This is a genomic window from Flavobacterium sp. GSP6 (assembly GCF_003984855.1).
In the GTDB taxonomy this organism is placed as follows: Bacteria; Bacteroidota; Bacteroidia; order Flavobacteriales; family Flavobacteriaceae; genus Flavobacterium.
This window is the reverse complement of record NZ_RYDO01000011.1, coordinates 17932-41873: the sequence shown is the minus strand read 5'-3', so window position 1 is coordinate 41873 and position 23942 is coordinate 17932. Positions and strand designations below refer to the sequence as shown.

The 23942-nt window shown below is 36.6% G+C and carries 23 protein-coding genes and 1 tRNA gene; 13 read left to right on the top strand and 11 right to left on the bottom strand.

The window, feature by feature from the left end; genetic code table 11:
• Positions 1–63: 63 nt before the first annotated feature.
• The 5 genes from EKM03_RS11585 to EKM03_RS11565 all read right to left on the bottom strand — a co-directional run bounded on the left by EKM03_RS11585 (position 64) and on the right by EKM03_RS11565 (position 4369).
• Entirely contained in the window at positions 64–846 is a 783-nt protein-coding gene (locus EKM03_RS11585; protein ID WP_126457517.1) for a DUF3050 domain-containing protein, read from the bottom strand.
• Positions 847–938: 92 nt separating this feature from the next.
• Positions 939–2117: an acyl-CoA dehydrogenase family protein gene (locus tag EKM03_RS11580; protein ID WP_126740453.1), complete on the bottom strand. Its 1179-nt coding sequence runs from the start codon at positions 2115–2117 to the stop codon at positions 939–941.
• A 372-nt stretch (positions 2118–2489) separates the two neighbouring features.
• Positions 2490–3197: a tRNA1(Val) (adenine(37)-N6)-methyltransferase gene (locus tag EKM03_RS11575; RefSeq protein WP_126454304.1), complete on the bottom strand. Its 708-nt coding sequence runs from the start codon at positions 3195–3197 to the stop codon at positions 2490–2492.
• A 77-nt stretch (positions 3198–3274) separates the two neighbouring features.
• On the bottom strand, positions 3275–3799 hold the full coding sequence (rimM, locus tag EKM03_RS11570) for a ribosome maturation factor RimM (RefSeq protein ID WP_126457515.1): 525 nt from the start codon (positions 3797–3799) through the stop codon (positions 3275–3277).
• 15 nt (positions 3800–3814) lie between these two features.
• Positions 3815–4369, bottom strand: a complete 555-nt coding sequence (locus EKM03_RS11565; RefSeq protein ID WP_126454300.1) for a 30S ribosomal protein S16 — start codon at positions 4367–4369, stop codon at positions 3815–3817.
• 198 nt (positions 4370–4567) lie between these two features.
• Here EKM03_RS11565 and EKM03_RS11560 point away from each other — a divergent pair, with 198 nt between their 5' ends.
• Positions 4568–5044, top strand: coding sequence for a DUF6252 family protein (locus tag EKM03_RS11560; RefSeq protein ID WP_126740452.1), 477 nt, complete (start codon positions 4568–4570; stop codon positions 5042–5044).
• A 154-nt stretch (positions 5045–5198) separates the two neighbouring features.
• Positions 5199–5561 carry an RNA-binding protein gene (locus tag EKM03_RS11555; protein WP_126454296.1) on the top strand — a complete coding sequence of 121 codons (363 nt, stop codon included), beginning with the start codon at positions 5199–5201 and terminating at the stop codon, positions 5559–5561.
• 98 nt (positions 5562–5659) lie between these two features.
• Here EKM03_RS11555 and leuB read toward each other — a convergent pair whose 3' ends face one another.
• The 4 genes from leuB to leuC all read right to left on the bottom strand — a co-directional run bounded on the left by leuB (position 5660) and on the right by leuC (position 10693).
• A complete protein-coding gene (leuB, locus tag EKM03_RS11550; RefSeq protein WP_126740451.1) occupies positions 5660–6721 on the bottom strand; it encodes a 3-isopropylmalate dehydrogenase in 1062 nt (353 codons plus the stop codon).
• Positions 6722–6817: 96 nt separating this feature from the next.
• Positions 6818–8392: an alpha-isopropylmalate synthase regulatory domain-containing protein gene (locus EKM03_RS11545; RefSeq protein ID WP_126740450.1), complete on the bottom strand. Its 1575-nt coding sequence runs from the start codon at positions 8390–8392 to the stop codon at positions 6818–6820.
• 129 nt (positions 8393–8521) lie between these two features.
• Positions 8522–9118: a 3-isopropylmalate dehydratase small subunit gene (leuD, locus tag EKM03_RS11540; RefSeq protein ID WP_126457513.1), complete on the bottom strand. Its 597-nt coding sequence runs from the start codon at positions 9116–9118 to the stop codon at positions 8522–8524.
• A 180-nt stretch (positions 9119–9298) separates the two neighbouring features.
• The gene (gene leuC, locus EKM03_RS11535; RefSeq protein WP_126740449.1) at positions 9299–10693 is read right to left on the bottom strand and encodes a 3-isopropylmalate dehydratase large subunit; all 1395 of its coding nucleotides are present in this window, start codon (positions 10691–10693) and stop codon (positions 9299–9301) included.
• 639 nt (positions 10694–11332) lie between these two features.
• On the opposite strand from leuC, the gene dnaE reads away from it, so the two are divergent.
• From dnaE to EKM03_RS11490, 10 genes are all read left to right on the top strand, one after another.
• Positions 11333–15868 carry a DNA polymerase III subunit alpha gene (dnaE, locus tag EKM03_RS11530; protein ID WP_126568971.1) on the top strand — a complete coding sequence of 1512 codons (4536 nt, stop codon included), beginning with the start codon at positions 11333–11335 and terminating at the stop codon, positions 15866–15868.
• 177 nt (positions 15869–16045) lie between these two features.
• Positions 16046–16909 (top strand): outer membrane beta-barrel protein, encoded by an 864-nt coding sequence (locus EKM03_RS11525; protein WP_126740448.1) that lies wholly within the window; start codon positions 16046–16048, stop codon positions 16907–16909.
• 352 nt (positions 16910–17261) lie between these two features.
• Positions 17262–17579: a thioredoxin gene (trxA, locus tag EKM03_RS11520; RefSeq protein ID WP_126454285.1), complete on the top strand. Its 318-nt coding sequence runs from the start codon at positions 17262–17264 to the stop codon at positions 17577–17579.
• A gap of 163 nt (positions 17580–17742) precedes the next feature.
• Entirely contained in the window at positions 17743–18669 is a 927-nt protein-coding gene (locus EKM03_RS11515; protein WP_126740447.1) for a DUF58 domain-containing protein, read from the top strand.
• An 86-nt stretch (positions 18670–18755) separates the two neighbouring features.
• Positions 18756–18829, top strand: a tRNA-Asp gene (locus EKM03_RS11510).
• A gap of 218 nt (positions 18830–19047) precedes the next feature.
• Positions 19048–19284: a hypothetical protein gene (locus EKM03_RS15105; protein WP_199739561.1), complete on the top strand. Its 237-nt coding sequence runs from the start codon at positions 19048–19050 to the stop codon at positions 19282–19284.
• The gene (locus EKM03_RS15100; RefSeq protein WP_233579263.1) at positions 19242–19418 is read left to right on the top strand and encodes a hypothetical protein; all 177 of its coding nucleotides are present in this window, start codon (positions 19242–19244) and stop codon (positions 19416–19418) included. The genes EKM03_RS15105 and EKM03_RS15100 overlap by 43 nt, the downstream gene beginning before the upstream one ends.
• A gap of 198 nt (positions 19419–19616) precedes the next feature.
• Complete coding sequence (locus tag EKM03_RS11500; RefSeq protein WP_126457508.1) at positions 19617–20186, top strand: hypothetical protein; 570 nt, start codon at positions 19617–19619, stop codon at positions 20184–20186.
• Between the two features lie 4 nt (positions 20187–20190).
• Complete coding sequence (locus EKM03_RS11495) at positions 20191–20694, top strand: helix-turn-helix transcriptional regulator (protein ID WP_158616371.1); 504 nt, start codon at positions 20191–20193, stop codon at positions 20692–20694.
• Entirely contained in the window at positions 20694–21119 is a 426-nt protein-coding gene (locus EKM03_RS11490; RefSeq protein WP_126457506.1) for a hypothetical protein, read from the top strand. Before EKM03_RS11495 ends, EKM03_RS11490 begins: the two co-directional genes overlap by 1 nt.
• A gap of 337 nt (positions 21120–21456) precedes the next feature.
• Here EKM03_RS11490 and EKM03_RS11485 read toward each other — a convergent pair whose 3' ends face one another.
• A complete protein-coding gene (locus EKM03_RS11485) occupies positions 21457–21957 on the bottom strand; it encodes a DUF456 domain-containing protein (RefSeq protein ID WP_126562142.1) in 501 nt (166 codons plus the stop codon).
• A 320-nt stretch (positions 21958–22277) separates the two neighbouring features.
• On the opposite strand from EKM03_RS11485, the gene EKM03_RS11480 reads away from it, so the two are divergent.
• On the top strand, positions 22278–22754 hold the full coding sequence (locus tag EKM03_RS11480; protein WP_126457504.1) for a hypothetical protein: 477 nt from the start codon (positions 22278–22280) through the stop codon (positions 22752–22754).
• An 84-nt stretch (positions 22755–22838) separates the two neighbouring features.
• Here EKM03_RS11480 and EKM03_RS11475 read toward each other — a convergent pair whose 3' ends face one another.
• Positions 22839–23939: a glycosyltransferase gene (locus EKM03_RS11475; protein ID WP_126740446.1), complete on the bottom strand. Its 1101-nt coding sequence runs from the start codon at positions 23937–23939 to the stop codon at positions 22839–22841.
• Between the last annotated feature and the right edge of the window lie 3 nt (positions 23940–23942).

The window sequence follows — 23942 nt, the reverse complement described above, 5'->3', positions numbered from 1 at the left end:
AACAAGATGCTTTTTTTAAGGGTATTTTCTAAAGAAGTGTTGCGTTATTTGAAAGTATTAGTTTTATGCCAATTCAACATTCATTAGGATAGTTTCTTCGATGGCGTCCCAAAGACCAATGCGTTTCTCTAAAGCTAATTTTGATACTTCCTCAACATCAGACCATTTTTGAGCATCTGTACCGCAAAGTTCTGTTATCATTTTCATCGCCATTGGCCCATGTTCATCCGCATCCAATTCGATGTGTCTTTCAAAATAATAAATCAGTTTGCTCAAATCCGTTTCAGGGAAATTCTCCTGAAAGTTTTTCAAAATAGCGGTAAACATACTCGGTATCAAATCTTCTCTTCCAAAAGTAAAAGCCGCTGCAATTTCATGGGATTTCCCTTCCTCAATAACCCTGAATGTGAAATCCAGGAATGCTTTAATATTGGGGTGTAAAGTGCTGGTTTTTATAGCGACAAATATGTTTTGAAGGGAATCTACTTCAGTTAAAAAATGTTCAATACCTTCAGTATTTGCTCCACAGGATTGCATGGCTTCAATATACATTTCATAATGACTCAAACGGCGTCCGTCTAATGTTAAGTCAGATTCTTCAGCAAGGACAATTTCGTTTATTAAATATCGGGTTTGTGGATTTTCCGTTGCAAACCAGGGTGTTGTTGTACAAGTTAATTTGGATTGTAATGCTTTTAATAAAGACATGAAATCCCAAACAGCATAAATATGATTTTCTAGAAAACATTGTAAATCCTCAATAGTTTTTACTTTTTTATATAAAGGATGGTGTAACAACAGTTCTTTTTGAGGCTGAATACTATTGTTGATGGTTTGGATATTCATAAATGAGTATTTTTGTGTAAATATAAAAAAGCTTCTTGGTATCAAGAAGCTTTTATTATCAATTTTATTAATAGTTTAATAACTGTTTACCACTACTTGAAAGCAGGAATTCCAGTGATGTCCATACCGGTAATTAACAAGTGTATATCGTGAGTCCCTTCATAGGTGATTACAGATTCCAGGTTCATCATGTGACGCATGATCGAATATTCTCCAGTAATTCCCATTCCGCCTAGCATTTGTCTGGCTTCTCGGGCAATTTCCACAGCCATCATTACATTATTTCTTTTGGCCATTGAGATCTGGGCCGTTGTCGCTTTACCTTCATTTCTTAAAACACCTAATCTCCATGTTAATAATTGCGCTTTTGTGATTTCAGTAATCATTTCGGCTAATTTCTTTTGTTGTAATTGGGTTCCTGCAATTGGTTTGTCAAACTGAATTCTTTCTTTGGCATAACGCAAAGCCGTATCGTAACAATCCATGGCAGCACCAATAGCGCCCCAGGCAATTCCGTAACGTGCTGAATCCAGACAACCAAGCGGCGCTCCTAATCCAGACTTATTTGGCAATATATTTTCCTTAGGAACTTTAACATTATCAAAAATTAACTCTCCTGTAGATGAGGCACGAAGTGACCATTTGTTGTGCGTTTCCGGAGTGGTAAAACCTTCCATTCCGCGTTCTACAATTAAACCGTGAATTCTTCCTTCTTCATTTTTTGCCCAAACAATGGCAATATCAGCAAACGGAGCATTTGAAATCCACATTTTGGCACCATTCAATAAATAATGGTCGCCCATATCTTTGAAGTTGGTAATCATACTTCCTGGATCTGAACCATAGTTAGGTTCCGTTAAACCAAAACAGCCCATGTATTCTCCAGTGGCTAACTTAGGTAAATATTTTACGCGTTGTTCTTCATTTCCGTACTTCCAAATAGGATACATCACTAAAGAGGATTGTACAGATGAAGTGGAACGAACGCCAGAATCACCGCGTTCTATTTCTTGCATGATCAAACCATAAGATATTTGGTCTAGACCCGCACCGCCGTATTCTTCTGGGATGTAAGGACCAAAACCGCCTATTTCGCCCAAACCTTTAATGATTTGTTTTGGGAATTCGGCTTTTTGAGCATATTCTTCTATAATAGGTGATACTTCACGTTTTACCCAAGCACGAGCAGAGTCACGTACTAGTTTGTGTTCTTCTGTTAGTAAATCGTCAAGGTTGTAGTAATCTGGAGCTTGAAATAAGTCTGGTCTCATGGTTATTAATTTTTATGGAACAAATTTACAGAAAGAAATATAACAAAAGCATTAACAAATGTTATATTTTTTTATTTGAAATAGAAATAAGTAAACCGAAAGTTTAAAAGTCGTAAAGTCAAAAGAATTAACTTTAAGTAAAACAGCTTTAAATCAGATTTTTACATGATTTTATTCTGATTTTAAAATACGACATTATACCATGGTTATTACTTAGCTTATTTTTTAACAAATAAGTCCTTTTATATACGGGATTTTATTAAAAAAGGTATTATCCTCTAAATTACAATAAAAATTAACTTTAGCAGAGATCAAAGGTGTTTTAAATAAGATTACGGAATGATTTAGGTATTATTTAGAATCATTTTGGACTTACATCTTCATATAAAACTCTTTAGTCAATGCAATGTATTCGGGAGTATAAATGTGTCTTGCAGTTTCGATAATCAATTCGTCAACGGGATAGTTCGAGCTTTCTTCTCGGCTAAAGGCCAATAAACTGCGTTTAATTTCGGTAGTTGGAGTTCCTTTTACGTGTGTAATTTTAATTGGATACAATTCGTATTCTTTGGCAAGAGCCAAGAAATTTTCTTCTTCTTTGAAAGGAATTATAACTGTGAATATTCCGTTTTCTGAAAGCAATAAATCAGCAGCCTCGATTAAATCCTCAAAAGGCATTGCGTCAGCAAAACGGGCTAAATCACGTTGTTCGTTATCAGATTTGTAATCATCAGTATAAAATGGAGGATTGGAAACAATTAAATCATACTCGTCTTCCGGTTCTTCGACGAATTCATCTAAACCGGCATGAAAACAAAATAAGCGATCACTCCAAGGGGAGTTTTCAAAATTATCTACGGATTGTTCATACGCTTCTTCGTCTATTTCCAAAGCGTCAATTTGTTCCGCGTTACTTCTTTGTGCCAGCATTAGTGCGATTACTCCTGTTCCGGCTCCAATATCTAAAATACTAATAGGATTGTTTTCAATAGGAGTCCATGCACCAAGTAAAACGCCATCGGTTCCAATTTTCATGGCGCAACGATCTTGCTGGATTGAGAATTGCTTGAAACTAAACATAGGAAATTTTGATTTCAGATTGTAGATTAACGATTTTTGAGGAATTGAACACTAAAAACTGAATACTGAACACTAATTTAAAGGTACATCTCAATAAGTCCTTCTGGTAGATCCATGATAACTTTTTTGTTTTCACGGTCAATTTTAACCAAGAAAAGATCAATCATGGGGATAAGAATCTCGACATCACCGTTGAGGACTTCAAAAAGGGGTTGGGCAGTGGTATCATTAATGGATTCGATCTTTCCAACAACACCAAGACGTTTGTCTTCAACTTCAAAACCAATTACTTCGTGGAAATAGAATTTATTGCCGCTAAGTTTCGGCAACATCTTCAAAGGAAGGTAGATGGCATTACCTATAATGGCGTCTGCCTCTTCTTCGGTAGTCATGTCTTCAAAACGAATTCTAAGTAAATCGTTTTTGTGCAGCGAACTACTTTCAATAAAAAAAGGAACCAAGTGTTTGTTACATTCAACAAACACTGATTCCAAGTTTTCATATAACTCAGGTTCGTCCGTGTCTAAATAGGCTAGAATTTCCCCTTTGAAACTAAATTTTTTAGCGATTTTACCTAAATAGAAACAATCTTCTTTACGCATAGTCGCCTTCTAAAATTATGCTTCAGTTGTTTCGTTATTTTCTTCTGCGGCAGGAGCTTCTTCAGCTTCAGCAACTTCTTCTTCAACAGCTGGAGTTGCAGCAGCGATAGCGTCAGCTTCTGCTTGAGCAGCTGCAGCTAAACGTTTTGCATTCACATCTTGTTCTGCTTTGAAAGCTTTAGCTTTAGCATCCGCTTGCACTTTTGTTAAGCCGTCTTTTTTAGCATCTACTTTTCCAGTTTTTGCCTCTAACCAAGCATTTAATTTAGCATCCGCTTGTTCTTGAGTTAAGGCTCCTTTACGGATACCACCGTCAAGGTGATGTTTCAATAAAGCTCCTTTGTAAGAAAGAATCGCTTTAGCAGTATCTGTTGGTTGAGCACCATTGTGCAACCATTTTACTGCACTATCAAGGTTTAAGTCGATAGTTGCTGGGTTTGTGTTTGGATTGTAAGTACCAATTTTTTCTAGGTATTTACCATCTCTTTTTGAGCGTGCATCTGCAGCTACAACCCAGTAAAAAGGTTTTCCTTTTTTACCGTGTCTTTGTAATCTAATTTTTACTGACATAATCTTGTGATTAAATTTTGAGGTACTCGACCTCTGTTAATTAAGGGTGCAAAGATACCTTTTTTATTGATAAATACTAATTGGATTGTGGTTTTAATCTGTGGCAGTGCACTGTAGGTGGTTTTGATTCGTATTTTTTTGTCCTGTTATGTTTTTTTTAGCATTAATGCCCTATTTTTGTTAGTAAAAGAAGGTTTTATGAAAAAACATTTGATATTTCTAGGGGTACTTTTTTTAATGATTTCATGTGCGGAAGAGGTGAGTTTTAATACTCCTTCTTTACAAGGAAGGAAAGACAATGTGTTTTGGAGAGCGACAGCTTCCAAAGCGACTTTAGCTTCTGATGGTTCACTAGTAATTGAAGGGTTTACTGGAAATGAGGTTTTGACTTTGAAGACAACCTCCATATCACCTCAAGTGTATCCATTGGGAACCAGTAATTCCAAGACAGCTGTTTACGTATTGACTGGAGGAAGCGATGTTTCATTTGCAACAGGTATTGACATGGGTAGCGGGCAAATAGTAATTACTGATTATGATGAGAAGGGTCTTACGGTTACAGGTACTTTTAAATTTAGTGCAGAAAATGCAAATGGCAACCCATCAGCAGGGACTGTTTTGAATTTTCAACAAGGCGTATTTTATAAGGTTCCGGTAAGTCTGCGGGTTCCCTAAATTCACACGGTTAAGATTCTTAAATTGCAGGAGTTGGGTATTTTAGTAGCTTCATTTTCTTTTTGAATTTAAAATAAAAACATAAATAAGCTAATCTATAGTAGATTGCAAAAAAAATAGCAGTACATTTGTTTTATTATTTAAATAAGAACATATGAATATTTTTGTTGGAAGTCTTCCATTCAGTATTGAGGAAGCAGATTTAAGAGAGTCTTTCGAGGCTTATGGAGCAGTTGATTCAGTTAAAATTATTACTGATAAATTCACTGGAAGAAGTAAAGGATTTGGTTTTGTTGAAATGCCAAATGATGAAGAAGCTCAAAAGGCTATTGATGAATTGAATGGTGCTACTGTTCAAGGACGTGCAATCGTTGTAAACAAATCGGAGCCTAAACCAGAAGGTGAAAGAAGAAGTTTTAACAATAACAGTCGTGGTGGAGAATCTCGCGGTGGTTATGGTGGTGGAAACAGCCGTGGTGGAGAAAACCGTGGTGGTGGAAACAGAGGTGGATATTAATATTTTTCTCTACAACTATAAAAAAAGGTGTCAATGTAAATTGACACCTTTTTTGTTTCCTCACCCCAGCCCTCTCCCAGAGGAAAGGGGGTTGGATTTTACAAATTAGCAACTAACCAGTCACCTACTTCGCTAGTTTTGTATGTCTTAGCCCCTTTAGCAACTAAATCTTCAGTTACAATTCCTTGTTCGAGTGATTTGTTGACTACAGCTCTAATCGCAGCCGCTTCTTCTTTTAAGCCGAAGGCATCTTCAAACATCATTGCAGCAGATAATACGGTCGCTAATGGATTGGCAATATTTAGGCCTGTGGCCTGTGGATAGGATCCGTGAATGGGTTCGTACAATGAAGTATGTTCTCCAACGGATGCAGAAGGCATTAATCCCATTGATCCGGATATCACTGAAGCTTCATCAGTCAAAATATCTCCAAATAAATTTTCTGTAATCAAGACATCATATGAATTTGGCCATTGTACTAAACGCATCGCTACGGCATCCACAAATTCATAACTTACCGTAACTTCGGGATAGTCTTTTTCCATTGCTTGTACGGTTTCTCTCCACAAACGAGAAGTTTCCATTACGTTGGCTTTGTCTACACAACATAGTTTTTTAGTACGAGTCATTGCTAGTTCAAAACCTTTTTTAGCTAAACGTTTTACCTCTGATCTGGTATAGGTACAAGTGTCAAACGCTGTTTCACCACCGTCTTTTCTTCCTTTTTCTCCAAAATAAATTCCGCCGGTAAGTTCCCTTAAAAAGATTAAATCAGTTCCTTCAATACGCTCTCTTTTTAAAGGAGAATTGTCAATCAAAGAGGGGAATGTAAATGTTGGGCGAACATTAGCAAACAGCCCTAGTTTTTTACGCATTAATAACAAACCTTGTTCTGGACGAACCGGAGCGCTTGGATCATTATCGTATTTTGGATGGCCAATGGCTCCAAATAAAACAGCATCAGCAGCCATACAAATTTCGTGAGTCTCATCAGGATAAGGAACTCCTACGGCGTCAATGGCACAAGCTCCTGTAAGTGCAGGAGTCCAGATGATTTCATGGTTGAATTTTTTAGCGATCGCATCCGAAACTTTTACGGCTTCATGGATTACTTCTGGTCCAATTCCGTCTCCGGCTAAAAGGGCTATTTTTAATTTCATATTAATTGTGTTTTCCTCCTCCCAGCTCCCTCCAAAGGAAAGGGAGACTGGGTGTTGAAGGATTGGGTTTGTAGTTTGTGTTGTATTTCTTTAATTTTATTTCAAATTTTCAAGCTCCAATTTCGGCTTGGCTCCCTCACCTTCGTGGAGGGCTGGGATTACGTTCAGCATTTTTTGGGTTGCTATAATTGCGGCAACTGTTTGGTCAGAGTCCAGCCCTCTGGTTTTGAATTCTTTTTCATTATTTGTCCAGGTGATTATGGTTTCGCATAAGGCGTCAGAACTGCTTCCTGGTGGAATTCGTACGGCATAATCAATCAGTTTTGGCAATTCTAAGTTTTTGCTTTTATATATTTTTGCCAATGCATTCATGAAAGCATCAAATTGTCCGTCTCCTTGTGCGTGCTCTTCAATGATTTCACCATCTATTTTTAAAGATAAAGTAGTCGATGGACGCATGCCTTTTGCATGAGATAATATATAGGACTCAACAACAATTTTTTCCTGATAGGTTTGGCTGTCCAAAACATCAGAGATAATATAGGGTAAGTCTTCTTTAGTAACGGTTTCTTTTTTATCTCCTAATTCAATGATTCTTTGGGTAACTAACTTTAAATCCTCAGGGTTTAATTGAAGGCCTAATTCTTGAAGATTTTTCTCGATATTGGCTTTTCCAGAGGTTTTACCAAGGGCATACTTTCTTTTTCTGCCAAAACGCTCCGGTAGTAAATCGTTAAAATACAGGTTGTTTTTATTGTCACCATCGGCATGAATACCAGCAGTTTGTGTAAATACATTGTCGCCCACAATAGGTTTGTTTGCAGGGATTCTGTATCCGGTAAACGTTTCTACTAATTTGCTAACAGAATATAACGAAGATTCTTTTACGCCAATTTCTATTTCGGGTAAGAAATCATTGATTACCGCAACAGTGCTTTCAAGGGGTGCATTTCCAGCCCGTTCTCCCATCCCGTTAACAGTTACGTGAAGCCCTTGAATACCAGCTTTTACGGCTTCCATTACATTGGCGATACTTAAATCGTAGTCGTTGTGCGCATGAAAATCAAAATGAGTATCAGGGTATTTCGTTATAATTTTTGCAATAAATTCAAAAGTTTCAGAAGGGATTAAAACCCCTAAAGTGTCCGGTAATAAGATTCTTTTGACCGGTTGCTTAGTTAGAAAGTCTAAATATTGAAATACATATTCAGGGGAATTACGCATTCCGTTACTCCAGTCTTCCAGATATACATTGGTTTCAATATTATTTTCCTGAGCTAAGGCTATGGCTTGCGCAATTTCAGAAAAATGTTGTTCGGGTGTTTTTTTTAACTGGTGGGTTAAGTGGTTGAGCGATCCTTTGGTTAGTAAATTCTGAACTTTAGCTCCGGTATTTTTCATCCATTCAATAGAAAGGCCGCCGTCTACAAAGGTTAAAACTTCAATTCGGCTGCTGTATCCCTTTGTTTCGGCCCAAGCCATAATTCCTTTCACTCCTTGAAATTCACCCTCGCTTACACGAGCCGAAGCAACTTCGATTCGGTCAATATGAAGCTCTTCCAGTAATAATTGTGCAATGGTTAATTTTTCTGCAGCAGAAAAGGAGACTCCGGAGGTTTGTTCACCATCACGGAGCGTCGTATCCATTATTTCAATTTTTCTTTTTTTCATTATAAATGGGATTCGATTTCGATTTCATGAATCAGAAATCGGGATATCTTGTTTTTATCAAAAACTAAAAACAGTTGCTTCGGGGAGAACCCAAAGAAAATCTTTAGCCAATACCTTTTCGGATTATGTTTAGTAAGGAAGTTGATTGGCAAATTCCACCACTTCTGATTTTATATTTTGCAAATAATCAATATCGTCAAAACCATTGATCATATTGTCTTTTTTATAACCCGAAATATCAAAAAATTCTTTTTCGCCAGTTGCTTTAATGGTAATGGTTTGTTCTGGAAGATTAATTTCTAGTTCCGTTTTTGGATCTTCTTCGATAGTTTTAAATATTTTTTCTGCAAATCCAGCACTAACCTGAACTGGTAAGACGCCAACATTCAGGCAGTTATTTCTAAAAATATCAGCAAAAAAACTAGAGACCACACATCTAAAACCATAATCGTAAACCGCCCAAGCAGCGTGTTCTCTTGAGGAACCTGAACCAAAATTTCTGCCTCCAACAAGAATTTTTCCGCTGTAGATTGGATTATTCAGTACAAAATCAGCTTTCGGAGTTCCGTCATTATTGTATCTCCAGTCACGGAAAAGGTTGTCGCCAAAACCAACACGTTCGGTTGCTTTTAGAAATCGAGCAGGAATAATTTGATCCGTATCTACATTTTCGATAGAAAGCGGAACTGCGCTACTGGTAAGAATATTAAATTTATCGTAAGCCATTTGATTTTTGATTTTTGATTAACGATTTTAGATTTTTGATTTCCTGTTTTGAAAATAAATCTTTAATCGCTACTATTTTTATTTTTTTACTATTTTAATCTGGATTTTAAAAATTCAAATTGGATTTTGACACTAACGAAATCTGCAATCAAAAATCGTTAATCTTCAATCTGAATTCTTTTAAAGAAGTTCTCTAGGATCTGTCAAAACTCCAGTTACAGCGGCAGCAGCAGCCATAAACGGACTTGCTAACAACGTTCTTGAGCCAGGTCCTTGACGTCCTTCAAAGTTTCTGTTGGAAGTACTTACCGCATATTTTCCGGCAGGAACTTTGTCGTCATTCATTGCTAAACAAGCGGAACATCCTGGCTGACGCAAAACAAAACCAGCTTGGGTTAATACCTCAAGAATTCCTTCTTCTTTAATTTGTGCTTCTACGACATGTGATCCTGGAACCAGCCAAGCGGTAACATTATCCGCTTTTTGGCGTCCTTTTACAATGGAGGCAAAAGCTCTGAAATCTTCAATTCGACCATTGGTACAACTTCCTAAGAAAACGTAATCAATTTGTTTTCCAATCATGGCTTCTCCTTGATGAAATCCCATGTATCCTAAAGATTTTGCATATGTTTCTTCTCCTTCGGCAACGTCTTTTGAGTTTGGAATGCTTTTAGAAATTCCCAGTCCCATTCCTGGGTTTGTTCCGTAGGTAATCATAGGTTCAATATCCGATGCTTCAAAGTTGATTTCTTCATCAAATTTGGCATCAGTATCTGTTTTCAATGTTTTCCAATAGGCTACTGCTTTATTCCAAGCATCCCCTTTTGGAGTATACAAACGTCCTTCTAAATAATCAAAAGTAGTTTGGTCTGGAGCGATCATTCCGCCACGAGCACCCATTTCGATACTTAAATTACAAACGGTCATACGGCCTTCCATGGTCATGTGTTCAAAAACTTCACCTGCATATTCCACAAAATAGCCGGTAGCCCCTGAAGTCGATAATTTAGATATAATATAAAGTGCCACATCTTTGGGAGTAACCCCAAATTGAAGATTACCGGCAACATTAATGCGCATTTTTTTAGGTTTAGGTTGCATAATGCATTGGGTAGAAAGTACCATCTCAACCTCAGACGTCCCAATTCCGAAAGCGATGGCGCCAAAAGCTCCGTGAGTTGATGTATGTGAATCACCACAAACAATGGTTGCTCCGGGTAAGGTAATTCCGTTTTCAGGACCCACCACATGAACAATTCCATTTTTTTGATTTCCTAAACCCCAATGGCTAATGCCGTATTCAGCAGCATTTTCTTCTAATGCTTTGAGTTGATTGGCAGACAATGCGTCTTCAACCGGTAAATGTTGATTTATAGTTGGGGTGTTGTGATCCGCAGTAGCAAAAGTGCGCTCTGGATATAATACTGAAATTCCTCTTTCTTTTAAACCTAAAAAAGCTACAGGACTAGTAACTTCATGGATGAAATGACGGTCAATAAAAAATACGTCTGGTCCGTCTTTAATTTTGCGCACCACGTGCGAATCCCATACTTTGTCAAATAATGTAGTACTCATTTTAATATGTTTTAATGTGTTTTGTTTATAGCCCAAAAGGCTACGATGATAACAATAAAGACAAAGCTAAAAAAACAATCAAGGCTTTACGTATCAATATTCCATTATATACGATACCCAAAATCCCATTCGGATATTTCTTTGTTGATTTTTGTCTTTTTACTTTTTTTTTGTACGGTACTTTTTTATTTAGATCTAATAAAAAATCAATTTGTTGAGTTTTTTGATGTTTATTGAATCGTTAAATTAGGCTTCTTAAATGCAGTTATATTTACGAATATTTAATTAAATGGTATGAAAAGTAACTTTTTTTTAATTTTAAATTCACTAATTCACTTTTGTGACAGTTGTTTTTCAAAATGGTTTTCGTAGTAAACAACATTTTTTTTAGCGGTATTTCATTGTTTTTTTTTGATGAAATACTACGACATCCAAAAAAGCAATATGTCGTCTTTTTATCTTTTAATAAGATGCAATCAAACTGATTTGTTGAAAGTGATCGTAGTTTTAATAGGAGAATAGCCTTGGAAAATAATTTTGTTTTTTGTTGATAATTTACTTCTATTCTACTCTAAAAAAACTAAATTTGAAATTCATTTTTCGCGATTTTTTAAAATCACAAACTCTTCAAATCCAGCTATGTACTTAATATTCGATACCGAAACCACAGGATTACCAAAACGTTGGGGCGCACCCATTTCAGATACGGATAACTGGCCACGATGTATTCAAATCGCGTGGCAGTTGCACGACGATATGGGTAAACTGATTGAGCATCAGGATTATTTGATCAAGCCCGAAGGGTTTAATATTCCGTTTGATGCCGAACGAATTCACGGTATTTCTACAGAATTGGCGGAAGCCGATGGGATTTCGTTGGCAGAAGTGCTAGAAAAGTTCAATGCTGTTTTAGGTAAAGCTAAATTTATAGTGGGTCAGAATTTAGGTTTTGATATCAATATTATGGGGTGCGAATTTTACAGAATGGGAGTGGAGAGCCAAATGAGCTCGATGCCAATTCTGGATACTTGTACAGAAGTTACGGCTTCGTTATTAAAATTACCAGGTGGCCGTGGCGGTAAATTTAAACTGCCTACGCTAACGGAATTGCATTCGTATCTTTTTAATAAACCTTTCGGTGAAGCGCACAACGCCACTGCCGATGTGGAGGCAACTACGCGTTGTTTCTTAGAGTTAGTTCGTCGTGATGTTTTTACAAAAGAGGAGCTCGACGTTCCGGGCAGTTATTTTCAAGATTTTCAAAGCAAGAATCCAAGTGAGATTAAACTCATAGGTTTAAAACATATTAATCTAAAGGAAGCGTCCGATAAAATTCGTCAGCAGTTTGGCGAAAAACAAGCGCCGACAGTTTCGAAAGCAGAACTTTCAGAGAATAAAAAAGTACTTATTGATGCGCCTTTCGTGCATTTGCATAATCATACGCAGTTTTCGGTATTGCAATCGACGATCAGTATTGCAGCATTGGTAAAAGCGGCGGCACAACAAAAAATGCCGGCAGTTGCCATGACCGATCATGCGAATTTGATGGGTGCTTTTCATTTTGTCCGCGATATTTTATATCATAATAAAGTGGCTGAAGCCAAGAATAAAGAGGCGATTGAAAATGGGGATGAACCTACTGAAGTTCCGATGAAACCTATTGTAGGTTGTGAATTTTTTGTATGTGAGGACCATAAAAACAAAAAAATTAAAGACAATGGTTACCAGATAGTACTTTTGGCGAAGACCAAAAAAGGGTACCATAATTTGGCTAAAATGTCTTCCATTGCGTATACCGAAGGTTTTTATTATGTGCCAAGAATCGATAGGAAAGTCATTCAGGAATTCAAAGAAGATATTATTGTTTTATCCGGAAATCTTTATGGTGAAATTCCAAATAAGATTTTAAATATTGGTGAAAACCAAGCTGAAGAAGCTTTGCTTTGGTGGAAAAACGAATTCAAGGAAGATTTTTACATTGAGGTGATGCGTCATAATCAGGAAGATGAAAATCGGGTGAATGCGTCTTTGATTTCATTGGCCAGAAAGCATGATGTCAAGATTATAGCGACAAACAATACCTTTTATATAGATAAGGAAAATTCGAATGCGCACGATATTTTGCTTTGTGTGCGTGATGGCGAAAAGCAAACCACTCCTATTGGTCGTGGTCGAGGGTATCGGTACGGATTGCCCAATCAGGAATATTATTTCAAGTCGGGAGACGAAATGAAACAACTTTTTGCAAATTTGCCCGAAGCAATTTCAAATATTTCGGAGATTGTGGATAAAATTGAAATTTTCGATTTGGCACGGGAAGTTTTATTGCCAAAATTTGAAATTCCGGTTGAATTTAATAATCCGGAAGATGCTGTTGATGGTGGGGTGCGAGGAGAAAATGCGTATTTGAGGCACCTTACTTTTGAAGGAGCAACAAGACGATATCCCGTAATGACCGAAGAAATTCAAGAACGACTTGATTTTGAATTGTTGACGATATCTAATTCAGGATATCCAGGATATTTCCTGATTGTGCAGGATTTAATTGCTGAGGCGAGAAGCATGGGCGTTTCTGTAGGGCCGGGAAGGGGTTCTGCGGCGGGATCGGTGGTGGCGTATTGTTTGAAGATTACCAATATTGACCCCTTGATGTACAACCTGCTTTTTGAGCGTTTCCTGAATCCGGATCGGGTGTCTTTGCCCGATATTGATATCGATTTTGATGATGAAGGACGCAGTAGCGTAATGGATTATGTGATCCGTAAATACGGTTCGAAACAGGTGGCGCAAATTATCACGTATGGTAAAATGGCTACCAAATCAGCGATTCGAGATACTGCTCGTGTATTGGATTTACCTTTGTTTGAAGCCGATAAAATAGCCAAATTGATTCCGGGAATGATGCCTTCTAAGTGGAATTTAGCTCGTTTTTTAAATGAAAAGGACGATGTAATTAAGAAGGCCGTTCGTCCCGAAGAGTATGATAAAATAAAAGAATTAATAGGACTTGCTAATGAAGATGATTTGGGCGGAGAAACCATTCAGCAAGCCAAAGTTTTAGAAGGGAATCTTAGAAATACAGGAATTCACGCCTGTGGTGTCATTATTACGCCAAGTGATATTACTGATTTTGTTCCTGTAGCAACCGCCAAAGATTCGGATTTGTATGTGACCCAGTTTGATAACTCGGTGGTGGAAAGTGCCGGTTTGTTAAAGATGGACTTTTTGGGTTTGAAAACCCTTACTCTGATAAAAGATACGGTTAAATTAGTAAAATACAGAACTGGAATTGACCTGAACCCGGATGAGTTTCCTATTGATGATTTGAAAACCTACGAGCTTTTCCAGCGTGGAGAAACTGTAGGAATTTTTCAATATGAGAGTCCGGGAATGCAAAAATACATGAAGGAATTAAAGCCTACAGTATTTCCCGATTTGATTGCCATGAATGCCTTGTATCGTCCGGGGCCAATTGCCTATATTCCAAGTTTCGTCAAGCGAAAAAACGGTGAAGAGGAAATTATTTATGACCTTGACGCCTGCGAAGAATTACTAAAAGACACCTACGGAATTACCGTTTACCAAGAACAAGTAATGCTTTTGTCCCAGAAACTAGCGGATTTCTCAAAGGGGGATGCGGATGTTTTGCGTAAAGCGATGGGAAAAAAACAAAAGGATGTTTTGGATAAAATGAAACCTAAATTTATCAGTCAGGCTGCGGCCAAAGGGCATCCTGAAGATAAACTGGAGAAAATCTGGAAAGACTGGGAAGCCTTTGCAGAATATGCGTTTAATAAATCACACTCGACTTGTTATGCCTGGATTGCCTACCAAACGGCATTTTTGAAGGCGAATTATCCGGCTGAATATATGGCTGCGGTTTTGTCCAATAACATGAGTGATATCAAGCAAGTTTCTTTCTTTATGGAAGAATGCAAACGCATGGGATTACAGGTTTTAGGACCGGATGTGAATGAATCGTTTTATAAATTTACGGTAAACGATGATTATGCGGTTCGGTTTGGGATGGGAGCTGTAAAAGGTGTAGGTTCTGGCGCTGTGGCTACGATTGTGGAAAATAGAAAAGACGGAAAATACAAATCTATTTTTGATTTGACCAAACGGATTGATTTGCGTGCGGCCAATAAAAAAGCATTGGAGAATCTGGTTTTGGCGGGTGGTTTCGATTCGTTTTTAGGAACTACTAGAGCACAATATTTTCATGATGATGGCGATGGAATTACCTTTTACGAAAAAGCAATTCGGTACGGAGCTAAATTTCAGGAAAATGAAAATTCAGCTCAAGTAAGTTTGTTTGGCGAAAGTAGTGATGTGCAAATTGAAGAACCTGTTGTTCCGCCTTGTGAGGATTGGAGCACAATGGAAAAATTAGCCAAAGAAAAAGAAGTGGTGGGGATTTATATTTCTGGGCATCCGCTGGACGATTACAAATTTGAAATGAAATATTTTTGCAATGCCAAGTTAGAAGCACTCAAGAACATGGAATTGCATGTCAGTAAAAATTTGACTTTTGGGGGGATTATCAATAATGTACAACATCGTGTTGCCAAAAACGGAAAAGGCTGGGGCATATTTACATTAGAAGGGTACGATGAAAGTTATGAGTTTCGGATTTTTGGGGAGGAGTATTTGAAGTTTCGCCATTTTCTGATTCAGAATAATTTTACGTTCATGAAAGTAATGGTCAAGGAAGGCTGGACGGATCGGGATACTGGAAAAAAAGGGGATCCAAGATTACAATTTGTGCTGGTGCAATACCTGCAGGATGTCCTGACTACATTTGCTAAAAAGCTAATTTTACTGTTGAATATTAATGATTTAGAGGCGGAATTTATCCATAAGTTAAATCATATTTTTCAAGAAAACAAAGGCGATAATACTGTAGCTTTTGAAATTATGGAGTTGGAAAAAATAAAGCGATTAGTAGAAAATGTGGTGGTACTTCCGGAAAATGAAGAAGCCGTTTTTGTAGACGAAAATGAGGAAACCGATTCTCTAGAATCAGGAAATCCCGAAATTAGTACGGCAACTGAAGTAGAAGAAATAAAAGTAGTGACTAAGCTGACCATGCCAAGCAGAAAATTGAAAGTGAAAATTTCAAATGAATTGTTGGTTGAACTGGAAAAAATGCAAATTAATTTTAAGTTAAACTGATTTTTTAACAGTTAAATTTAATTTTTTTTAGTGTTGTTTTTGTTAAAATTATGCGCGCACAGTAAAAATTTAGCTTGGCGTTTGACAGAACTATTGTTTGCGCTTTTTACGGCCTAAAAAGCCCGGAATCGTTGGATAAATTTACATTATGTTTGTGTGAATTAAACAACAATAATCATGAAAAAGAATTTATTTTTATTTGGATTTATGTTTTGTTCTATGATTGTGATAGGGCAAACGGAAAAAAAGGAAAGTTGGTATTTTAAATTAGGAGGATCCTATTTTCTTCAGACAGCCGCAACTGAATTCCCTACTGTTGGAGGCCAGTCTGCACTAAGTACAGTTTATGTAGGAGGCGATTTAGTTTCAGAGGAGAGTGTTACGGGGTCTTTTGGAGAAGGCTTCCGCACATCTGGCAGTGTTGGATACCGTTTTACGGATCGTTTGGGTCTGGAAATGGGAATCAATTATTATAATAGTACGGATAAAACAATGGTCAAAAGAGTCGATGATGGCGCTACAACACTGCGATCCGTTGGGCAAATTAGAGCTTTTGATTTAGCTCCTGCAATTGTGTTTTTTCTGGGAGAAGTAAAAGGATTTGAAACCTACTCTAAAGTTGGGGTAATTGTGCCTGTTCACGGGGATTTGACGATTGAAACAAATGCCGTTGCTGGCGCTGGTGTAAATGTATTTAGCAAGGATGTCATCAAGCCAAATCCTACAGTAGGTTTTCAAGCGGCGTTAGGGACTTCGTATAAATTGGCCAAAAACCTTTCGGCTTTTGCAGAATTGGAATACCGTAACTTTACTGTTCATGGAAAAGATAAAGAAACAACAGAATTTACGGTTAATGGAGTAGATCGATTGAATACGCGTACAATATCTCAGATACATTCGAATTATTCAGACCGTTTAGACAGTAACTCTAATAACGCTCAGTTTAATACCGTGGATACTTCCAGACCTACGGATGAGCTGAGTTCTTATGTTGGAATCAGCGGATTGGGATTAACACTTGGAGTAAAATACAGTTTATAAACACAAAAAGTTAGATTTTTTAAAAAGACTATCTGAAATGACGGTCTTTTTTTAGGAATAAATATTCTAGTTTTCAGGAAACCCCTAGCCCTGATGGGAGCGGCATCTCCCGATTTAGAAAAACAAGGCTTTTTTAGCCGTAGTTTTTGTTAATCTGGAATACAGCGTACAGCAGGAAATAGCTCCAAATAAGTAATAAATGGAGGCACACTGAATGTATTGAATAAGAATTGGCAATGTGTTAATAGTCAAAACTAATTCAGGAATAGTGTTTGATTTGTTTTTAATTTCTAAATTTGTACTTTAGTTTAAAATTTTAAACATTCAAAAGATAAACATTAAATAAAATAGTATGGCATTAGCAATAACAGACGCGAATTTTGAAGAATTGGTTTTGAAATCTGACAAACCGGTAATGGTGGACTTTTGGGCTGCTTGGTGTGGGCCGTGTAGAATGGTAGGGCCAATCATTGATGAATTGAGTACGGAATACGAAGGAAAAGTAGTGATAGGAAAAGTAGATGTGGATGCAAATCAAGAATTTGCTGCCAAATACGGAGTAAGAAATATACCGACTGTTTTGGTTTTTCACAACGGAGAAGTAGTAGGAAAGCAAGTAGGAGTTGCTCCAAAGCAAACCTACGCGGATAGTTTAGACGCATTGTTGTAATCAGTAGATTATGATTTATATAGGATCTGTACTGGATTCAGAGAAAAGGTTTGGCGAGAGTCAAGCCTTTTTTTTGTTTAAGCTGAATTTATTTCAGTTCCTAAATTGAGTTTCTGTAATAGTTTAATTTTTAAATCGTTCAATCTTTTAATATATTTGGGATATGAAGATCGAATCGCAAATAGAGAAAATTTCTAGTTTCCAGCATCTGGAATTGCTGGCGCATCAAGTGGTGGAAGGATTTATTTCTGGAATGCATAAAAGTCCGTTTCATGGATTTTCGGCTGAATTTGCGGAGCATAAAGTGTATAACGCAGGCGAAAGTACCAAACATATTGATTGGAAGTTGTTTGCCAAAACGGAACGCTTGTACGTCAAGCGATTTGAAGAAGAGACAAATATGCGGTGTCATATTATCATTGATAATTCCTCATCGATGCATTATCCGAAATTGAAAGAGAATCAGAATTTTTTTGAGAATAAGATTGGTTTTTCAGTTTTGGCTTCGGCAGTATTAATGAATCTCTTGAAGAAGCAACGTGATGCTGTGGGGCTAAGTGTGTTTTCGGACAGTTACGAGTACTACGCGCCTGAAAAAGGCAGTGATCGCCACCATCGAATGATTTTGAATGCGCTTGAAGGACTTTTAGAGAAATCTGCGACTACTAAAAGTACGGATGCAATTACTTTCTTGCATCAAATAGCCGAGAAAATCCACCGCCGTTCGATGATTATTGTATTTACCGATATGTTTCAATCCGGTAATGAAAAAGCGCTGTTTGATGCCTTACAACATTTGAAACACAACAAGCATAAAGTGGTTTTGTTTCATGTTGTTGACAATAAAACAGAGCTTAATTTTGACTTTGATAACGCCCCGCGAAAGTTTATTGATATAGAAACAGGAGAGGAAGTAGCAGTTTTTGCCGATAATGTGAAGGAGGAATATGAAAAACAAGTAGAAATGTACTTCAATAAGTTGGCTTTAACGTGCTCTCAAAACCGAATAAAGTACATTCCGGTGAGTGTGAATGAAAGTTTTGAAAAAATAGTACTGACGTACTTGGTTGAAAAACAAAACTTTGGGTGATAGTACGGTTTTTTATCAATTATTTTTTCAAAAAACACTTGCGTAAACGGAAATCTATTGTATCTTTGCCACCGCAATAACGCAGAGGTTTGGTAGTTCAGTTGGTTAGAATACATGCCTGTCACGCATGGGGTCGCGGGTTCGAGTCCCGTCCAGACCGCAATATTGGGGAAAGCCTTTCGTAACAGAAAGGCTTTTTTGCCCCTAAAAGGTTTTTAACGTTAGTTGTGTTGTTTGCTGCGAATTTGTAACTCGTAGCGGGTTTAGTAGTTAGACCAATGAAAAGCTTTCCACTTTGTGGATAGCTTTTTTGATTTAATGGCTGTTTCTTAACGGCTAAAATTTCTCAATCTCAGGAGGAAAAAGGCTCACTTTTAGGTGTGCATCCTATTAGAAGATTTACTTTTTGATGGCGTGGAAAGAGGTACAAGAGAGGATTTTGTTAAGGAGTACGGACAAGAACCACTTGGCATATTCATTAGAAGTATTATTGGTCTAGATGTAAAAGCAGCACAAGATGCTTTTGCAGACTTTCTAAGCAATGGAAACTTAAGAGCAGACCAAAAACCTTTATTCAAAACATCATTTCGTACCTTACTAAAAACGGCACCATAGAGCCTAGTATGCTCTTTGAATCACCATTTACAAATGCAAATGACAATGGTTTATTAGGGGTTTTTGATGATGGCGATGCTCATAAAGTAATCAGCATAATAGAAAAAATCAGTGAGAATGCTATGATCGGGTAAAGCAGATAGAAATAAATAACCTTTTTAGGAAAACAAAGAGGATGTTACAAATAGCCTACAACCTATTGTTTTTAAAGTCTTTGCGAATAACATAAGATGTAATTGAGGAAGAAACAAGATTTTATGTTAATAACTAAGTTTCCATAGTATTGTAAAATCATATAATTTTGCTAAAAAATAAACCTATAAGTTGATTTTATGAAAATAGTTCCTATATTTGCCCAAGAAAATAAGCAGGGATTATTTTCTATTCACCTTCCAGGAGAACCAGAAGATGAAGCAACTAAATGTATCGACCAATGGTTATTAGACCCTCAATATTTACACGATTTTTTCACTTTGCATCAAAACGATTTGAATAGTGGTTATTATGGAAAAACTATCAGCATTCAACAAGCAATTTCATACACAAGGGATGAAGCCTTATTTTTATTTGAAAGACTCAAAGAATTGGCAATTTCTGGAACAAAAAGTAATGACGAAACATTATCATTAGCTTTTAAACCGTTACGAGACGGTGACTATTCTCAAAAAGAACTTCAACAAGAAAAAGCCAAAACAAACAGCCAGAAGAAATGGTTACGTATATACGCCATTAGAATAGCACCTAATACATTCATAGTTACCGGAGGAGCAATAAAGCTCGTAGGCACGATGAATGACAGACCACATTTACAAAAAGAATTACTAAAATTGAATGACGTTAGAAATTATCTAAAAGAAGAAGGAATTCTAGACCAAGATGATTTTGAAACGTTTGAAATTTAAAGCCATGACACAAAACGAAAGATTAGAAAAATTTGCAAAATTAGTAAGTAATGAACCATCTAATTTTCTTGCAAAGTTGGACCATTATAAAACCAACAAAAAAAGATTAGATCAATCAGCAAAAGTAGCAGTTAATGTTCTTGAAGCATTAAAAGACAAAGGTTGGTCACAAAAAGATTTAGCAGAAAAAATGAACGTTTCTGCACAGCATGTGAATAAAATTGTCAAAGGCCAAGAAAACATGACTTTTGAAACGGTTGATAAGTTAGAAACCGCATTAGGAATTGTCTTGATGGAAATTATTGATTACAAGTCAGTAAATGAAATTGAAATTAAAGCAGAAAATATAAAAGCAATTCAAGAAAGTTGGTCGGAAGATTTGGCTTCAACTGGCAATTCATATAGTAAACCATTGAGTAATTTTAAGAAAAAAGAAGGTTCAAATATGAAAGTTGTTTATAACATATTAAATCAAACAACTTTTCAACCTTTAGAAAAGGCAATGTAATGGAAGATAATAATAAAATTAGTTTCAGCTTAATTCAGATAAAAACTGAGCAGTTTGCTTTATTTCCAGAAAATCATTCTGAAAAAGGTAAAATTAAACTGAATACCAACTTAACTTTTGGCTTAAATTCGGATGACAAAAGATTTTCAGTTACAACGAAATTTACTTTTGAAATGAAGCAAAAACCATTTATGAGTATTCAGGTAAGTTGTTTTTTTCAAATTGATAATTCCGCATGGAAAAGTTTTGCCAAGGAAGGTAAAATGATTTTTCCAAAAAATTTTGTCGCTCATATGGCAATGCTTACAATTGGTACAACTAGAGGAGTTTTACACTCTAAAACAGAAGACACACCCTTTAATCAGTATATTTTACCCACAACGAATGTTGCAGAAATAATTGATGAAGATGTAGTTTTTGATTAAAACAAAAAGATATAGCCATTATTAAATCAATAAAATAGACATACAATTCGGAAACATAAAAAAGTAAAACAACTTAGATTACTGATAACAAAACACATAGATTAGTCCCGTCCAGACCGCAATATTGGGGAAAGCCTTTCGTAACAGAAAGGCTTTTTTGCCCCTAAAAGGTTTTTAACGTTAGTTGTGTTGTTTGCTGCGAATTTGTAACTCGTAGCGGGTTTAGTAGTTAGACCAATGAAAAGCTTTCCACTTTGTGGATAGCTTTTTTGATTTAAATGTAGCAGGTTTGGGAGTTCAGTGGGTTAGCATACATGCCTTTCATTTCGTATTTCCCTTAAAATAACTCAGATTTATAATTCCAGACAATCCACACAAACAATCCTAAATACATCACGCAAACCACAAATTTCATAAAGCTGGATGCCAGAAACCCTATAAAGGAACCTGTAGCCGCTCTCAAAGCTCGATTATGGCCTTTAAAATCATAAATAAGTTCACCTATCAACGCACCAACAAAAGGGCCGATAATGAATCCAAAAGGGACAGGAGCAAGAATACCCACAATCAATCCGATGTTAGTGCCCCAAATACCATAGGAGCTTCCGCCAAATCGCTTAGTTCCCTTTGCCGGAATCACGTAATCTAAAACCGACAAGATCACGGTGATCAATAAAGTAATTCCTAAAATCCAATAATTTACCGGAACAGCATTTGTGAAATACAGTAATGCCAATCCAACCCAACTGATGCCAGGTCCGGGCAGAACCGGTAAAAAACTACCAAAAACGCCTAAAATCATACACATAAAACCAAGAACCAAAAGCAGTACATCCATAAATTTATTTTTACTAATTTTGAACACTCAAAAGTATTGAATTTTTATTTGAAAGAGTTTGATGCGCTTTTTTTGATTTTTTCGATAAAAAATCAGACCCAAACTCGGTATTGAATTAGGAGGAATTTTATAAATATACAATCCAAACTGCTGTTCTTCCAGATCGATTGGTGGCTTCGTATTCCGATCAAAAAGAAATTGCCGCTGCGATCAAAAAGAAATGGTTTGCTGAAAACTACGAAGATTATTTGCTTTCGAAAGCATCTCAAAAAAAATAATTGTATTTTTATAGAATATTAGTCCAATTCAAACACAAAACCTTGAAGCAGAATTACCTTTTTTTAGTATTTATATTTTTTAATTCCTGTCAATACTTAGACAAGCAAATTCCCTCGGAAAAAGAATTGTTGCAAAAGGAACTGAAATCCATCAACTGGAAAGAAGTCGATGAATACCCATCAGTAGTAGATTGTGAAAAAATAGAAGATAAAAAGCAACGCCAACAGTGTTTTTTTGATGTTTTAACCCAGCTGATTCAGGAGAAATTGAGTGTGGATACCCTTGCAATTCTTTATCCGGAACTGGATACGATTGAAGTTAAGGTCACGGTTTTTCCAAATGCAACGATGCAATTTGAGCCGCAGTTTCCCAAAGATTCCGTGGCTTATGACAAAATCAAAATTGACAGTATTCTTAAAGTTCGTTTAGTTGATTTTCCAAAAATTAACCCAGCTATAAAGCGCGGTATTCCCGTAAAAATACAATTTATTCTTCCGGTGATTCTCAAAGTAGAGTAGTTCTTAAAAGGATTTTCGAATGAAGAGTAGCTATTTTTGATTTCAGATTACGTTAGTATTTACTTTTTGGCTCGGATCAGGATTCTAAAATCTTCTGCCTTTCCATTCGTATTTTCCAAACACAGAATACAAAGCCACGCTTGTACTAAAAAAAGGATAAAACAAACTGCTCAAAATCAAATAACGTATTTTGGTTTTGGTTAAAAAAGAGTTGGTTTCGTATATCAAAACAGCATCAACAAGAAATTTTAAAAGGAACAGTAAAACTATATTTAGAAACGGAATAACGCCCAACACCCAACACCCAGCGCCTATCACCAAACACAAATTCCCCGCAAATACTAACAGTCCCAATCCTTTCCCGAAAGTACTTTGATACGAACTTGTTTTAGAGGCCCAGCGAACGCGCTGATGGAATAATGATTTCCAATTGTTCAATGGCTTTGTGGTGACAATAGTATTTCGAGATTTTAGATAATGCACCTTTTCAGGGGATTTTGCAATCGCTTTTTGCAACAGGAACACATCGTCGCCACTGGCAATGCTGTCATTTCCTTCGAAGCCATTCAGTTTTTGGAAAAAGGATTTCGTGTACGCAAAGTTGGCGCCATTGCACATAAATCCTTTGTTAATACCAAAACTCCCAATGGTTGCGCCTTGTAAACTCGCCAAATCCAATTGCTGAAAATGATGCAAAAATGAATTGCCACAATCATACGTTACTGCCCCGGCAATCATCGCCACATCATGGAGCTGAATGTAATTGTCCAAGGTCAATAACCAGTTTTTATCAACTACACAATCGGCATCGGTGGTGATAATCCAGTCTGCATTTACAATTTGCATCGCATTTACAATTGCATCTTTCTTGGGTGAGTTTGAAATCCGAATGTTCTTTATTATCCGAACACGGAACAATGAGCACGGGACACTGAACACTTCTTCCGATTCATCATCGACCAAAATCACTTCGAACAATTCCATCGGATAATTCAGCTTCGACAAACTGTCTAATAGAATGGGTAAATTTTCAGCTTCATTCCGAAAAGGAACGATAATTGAGAATTTTGTTTTTGGCTGTAAGCCAATATAATCAATTGTATTCACTTTAATGAGACCATAAATCAAAAGTCCAATAAAAACGGCATAAATCAAAAGTACCAAAAATAAAATATTTGTAATCATAAT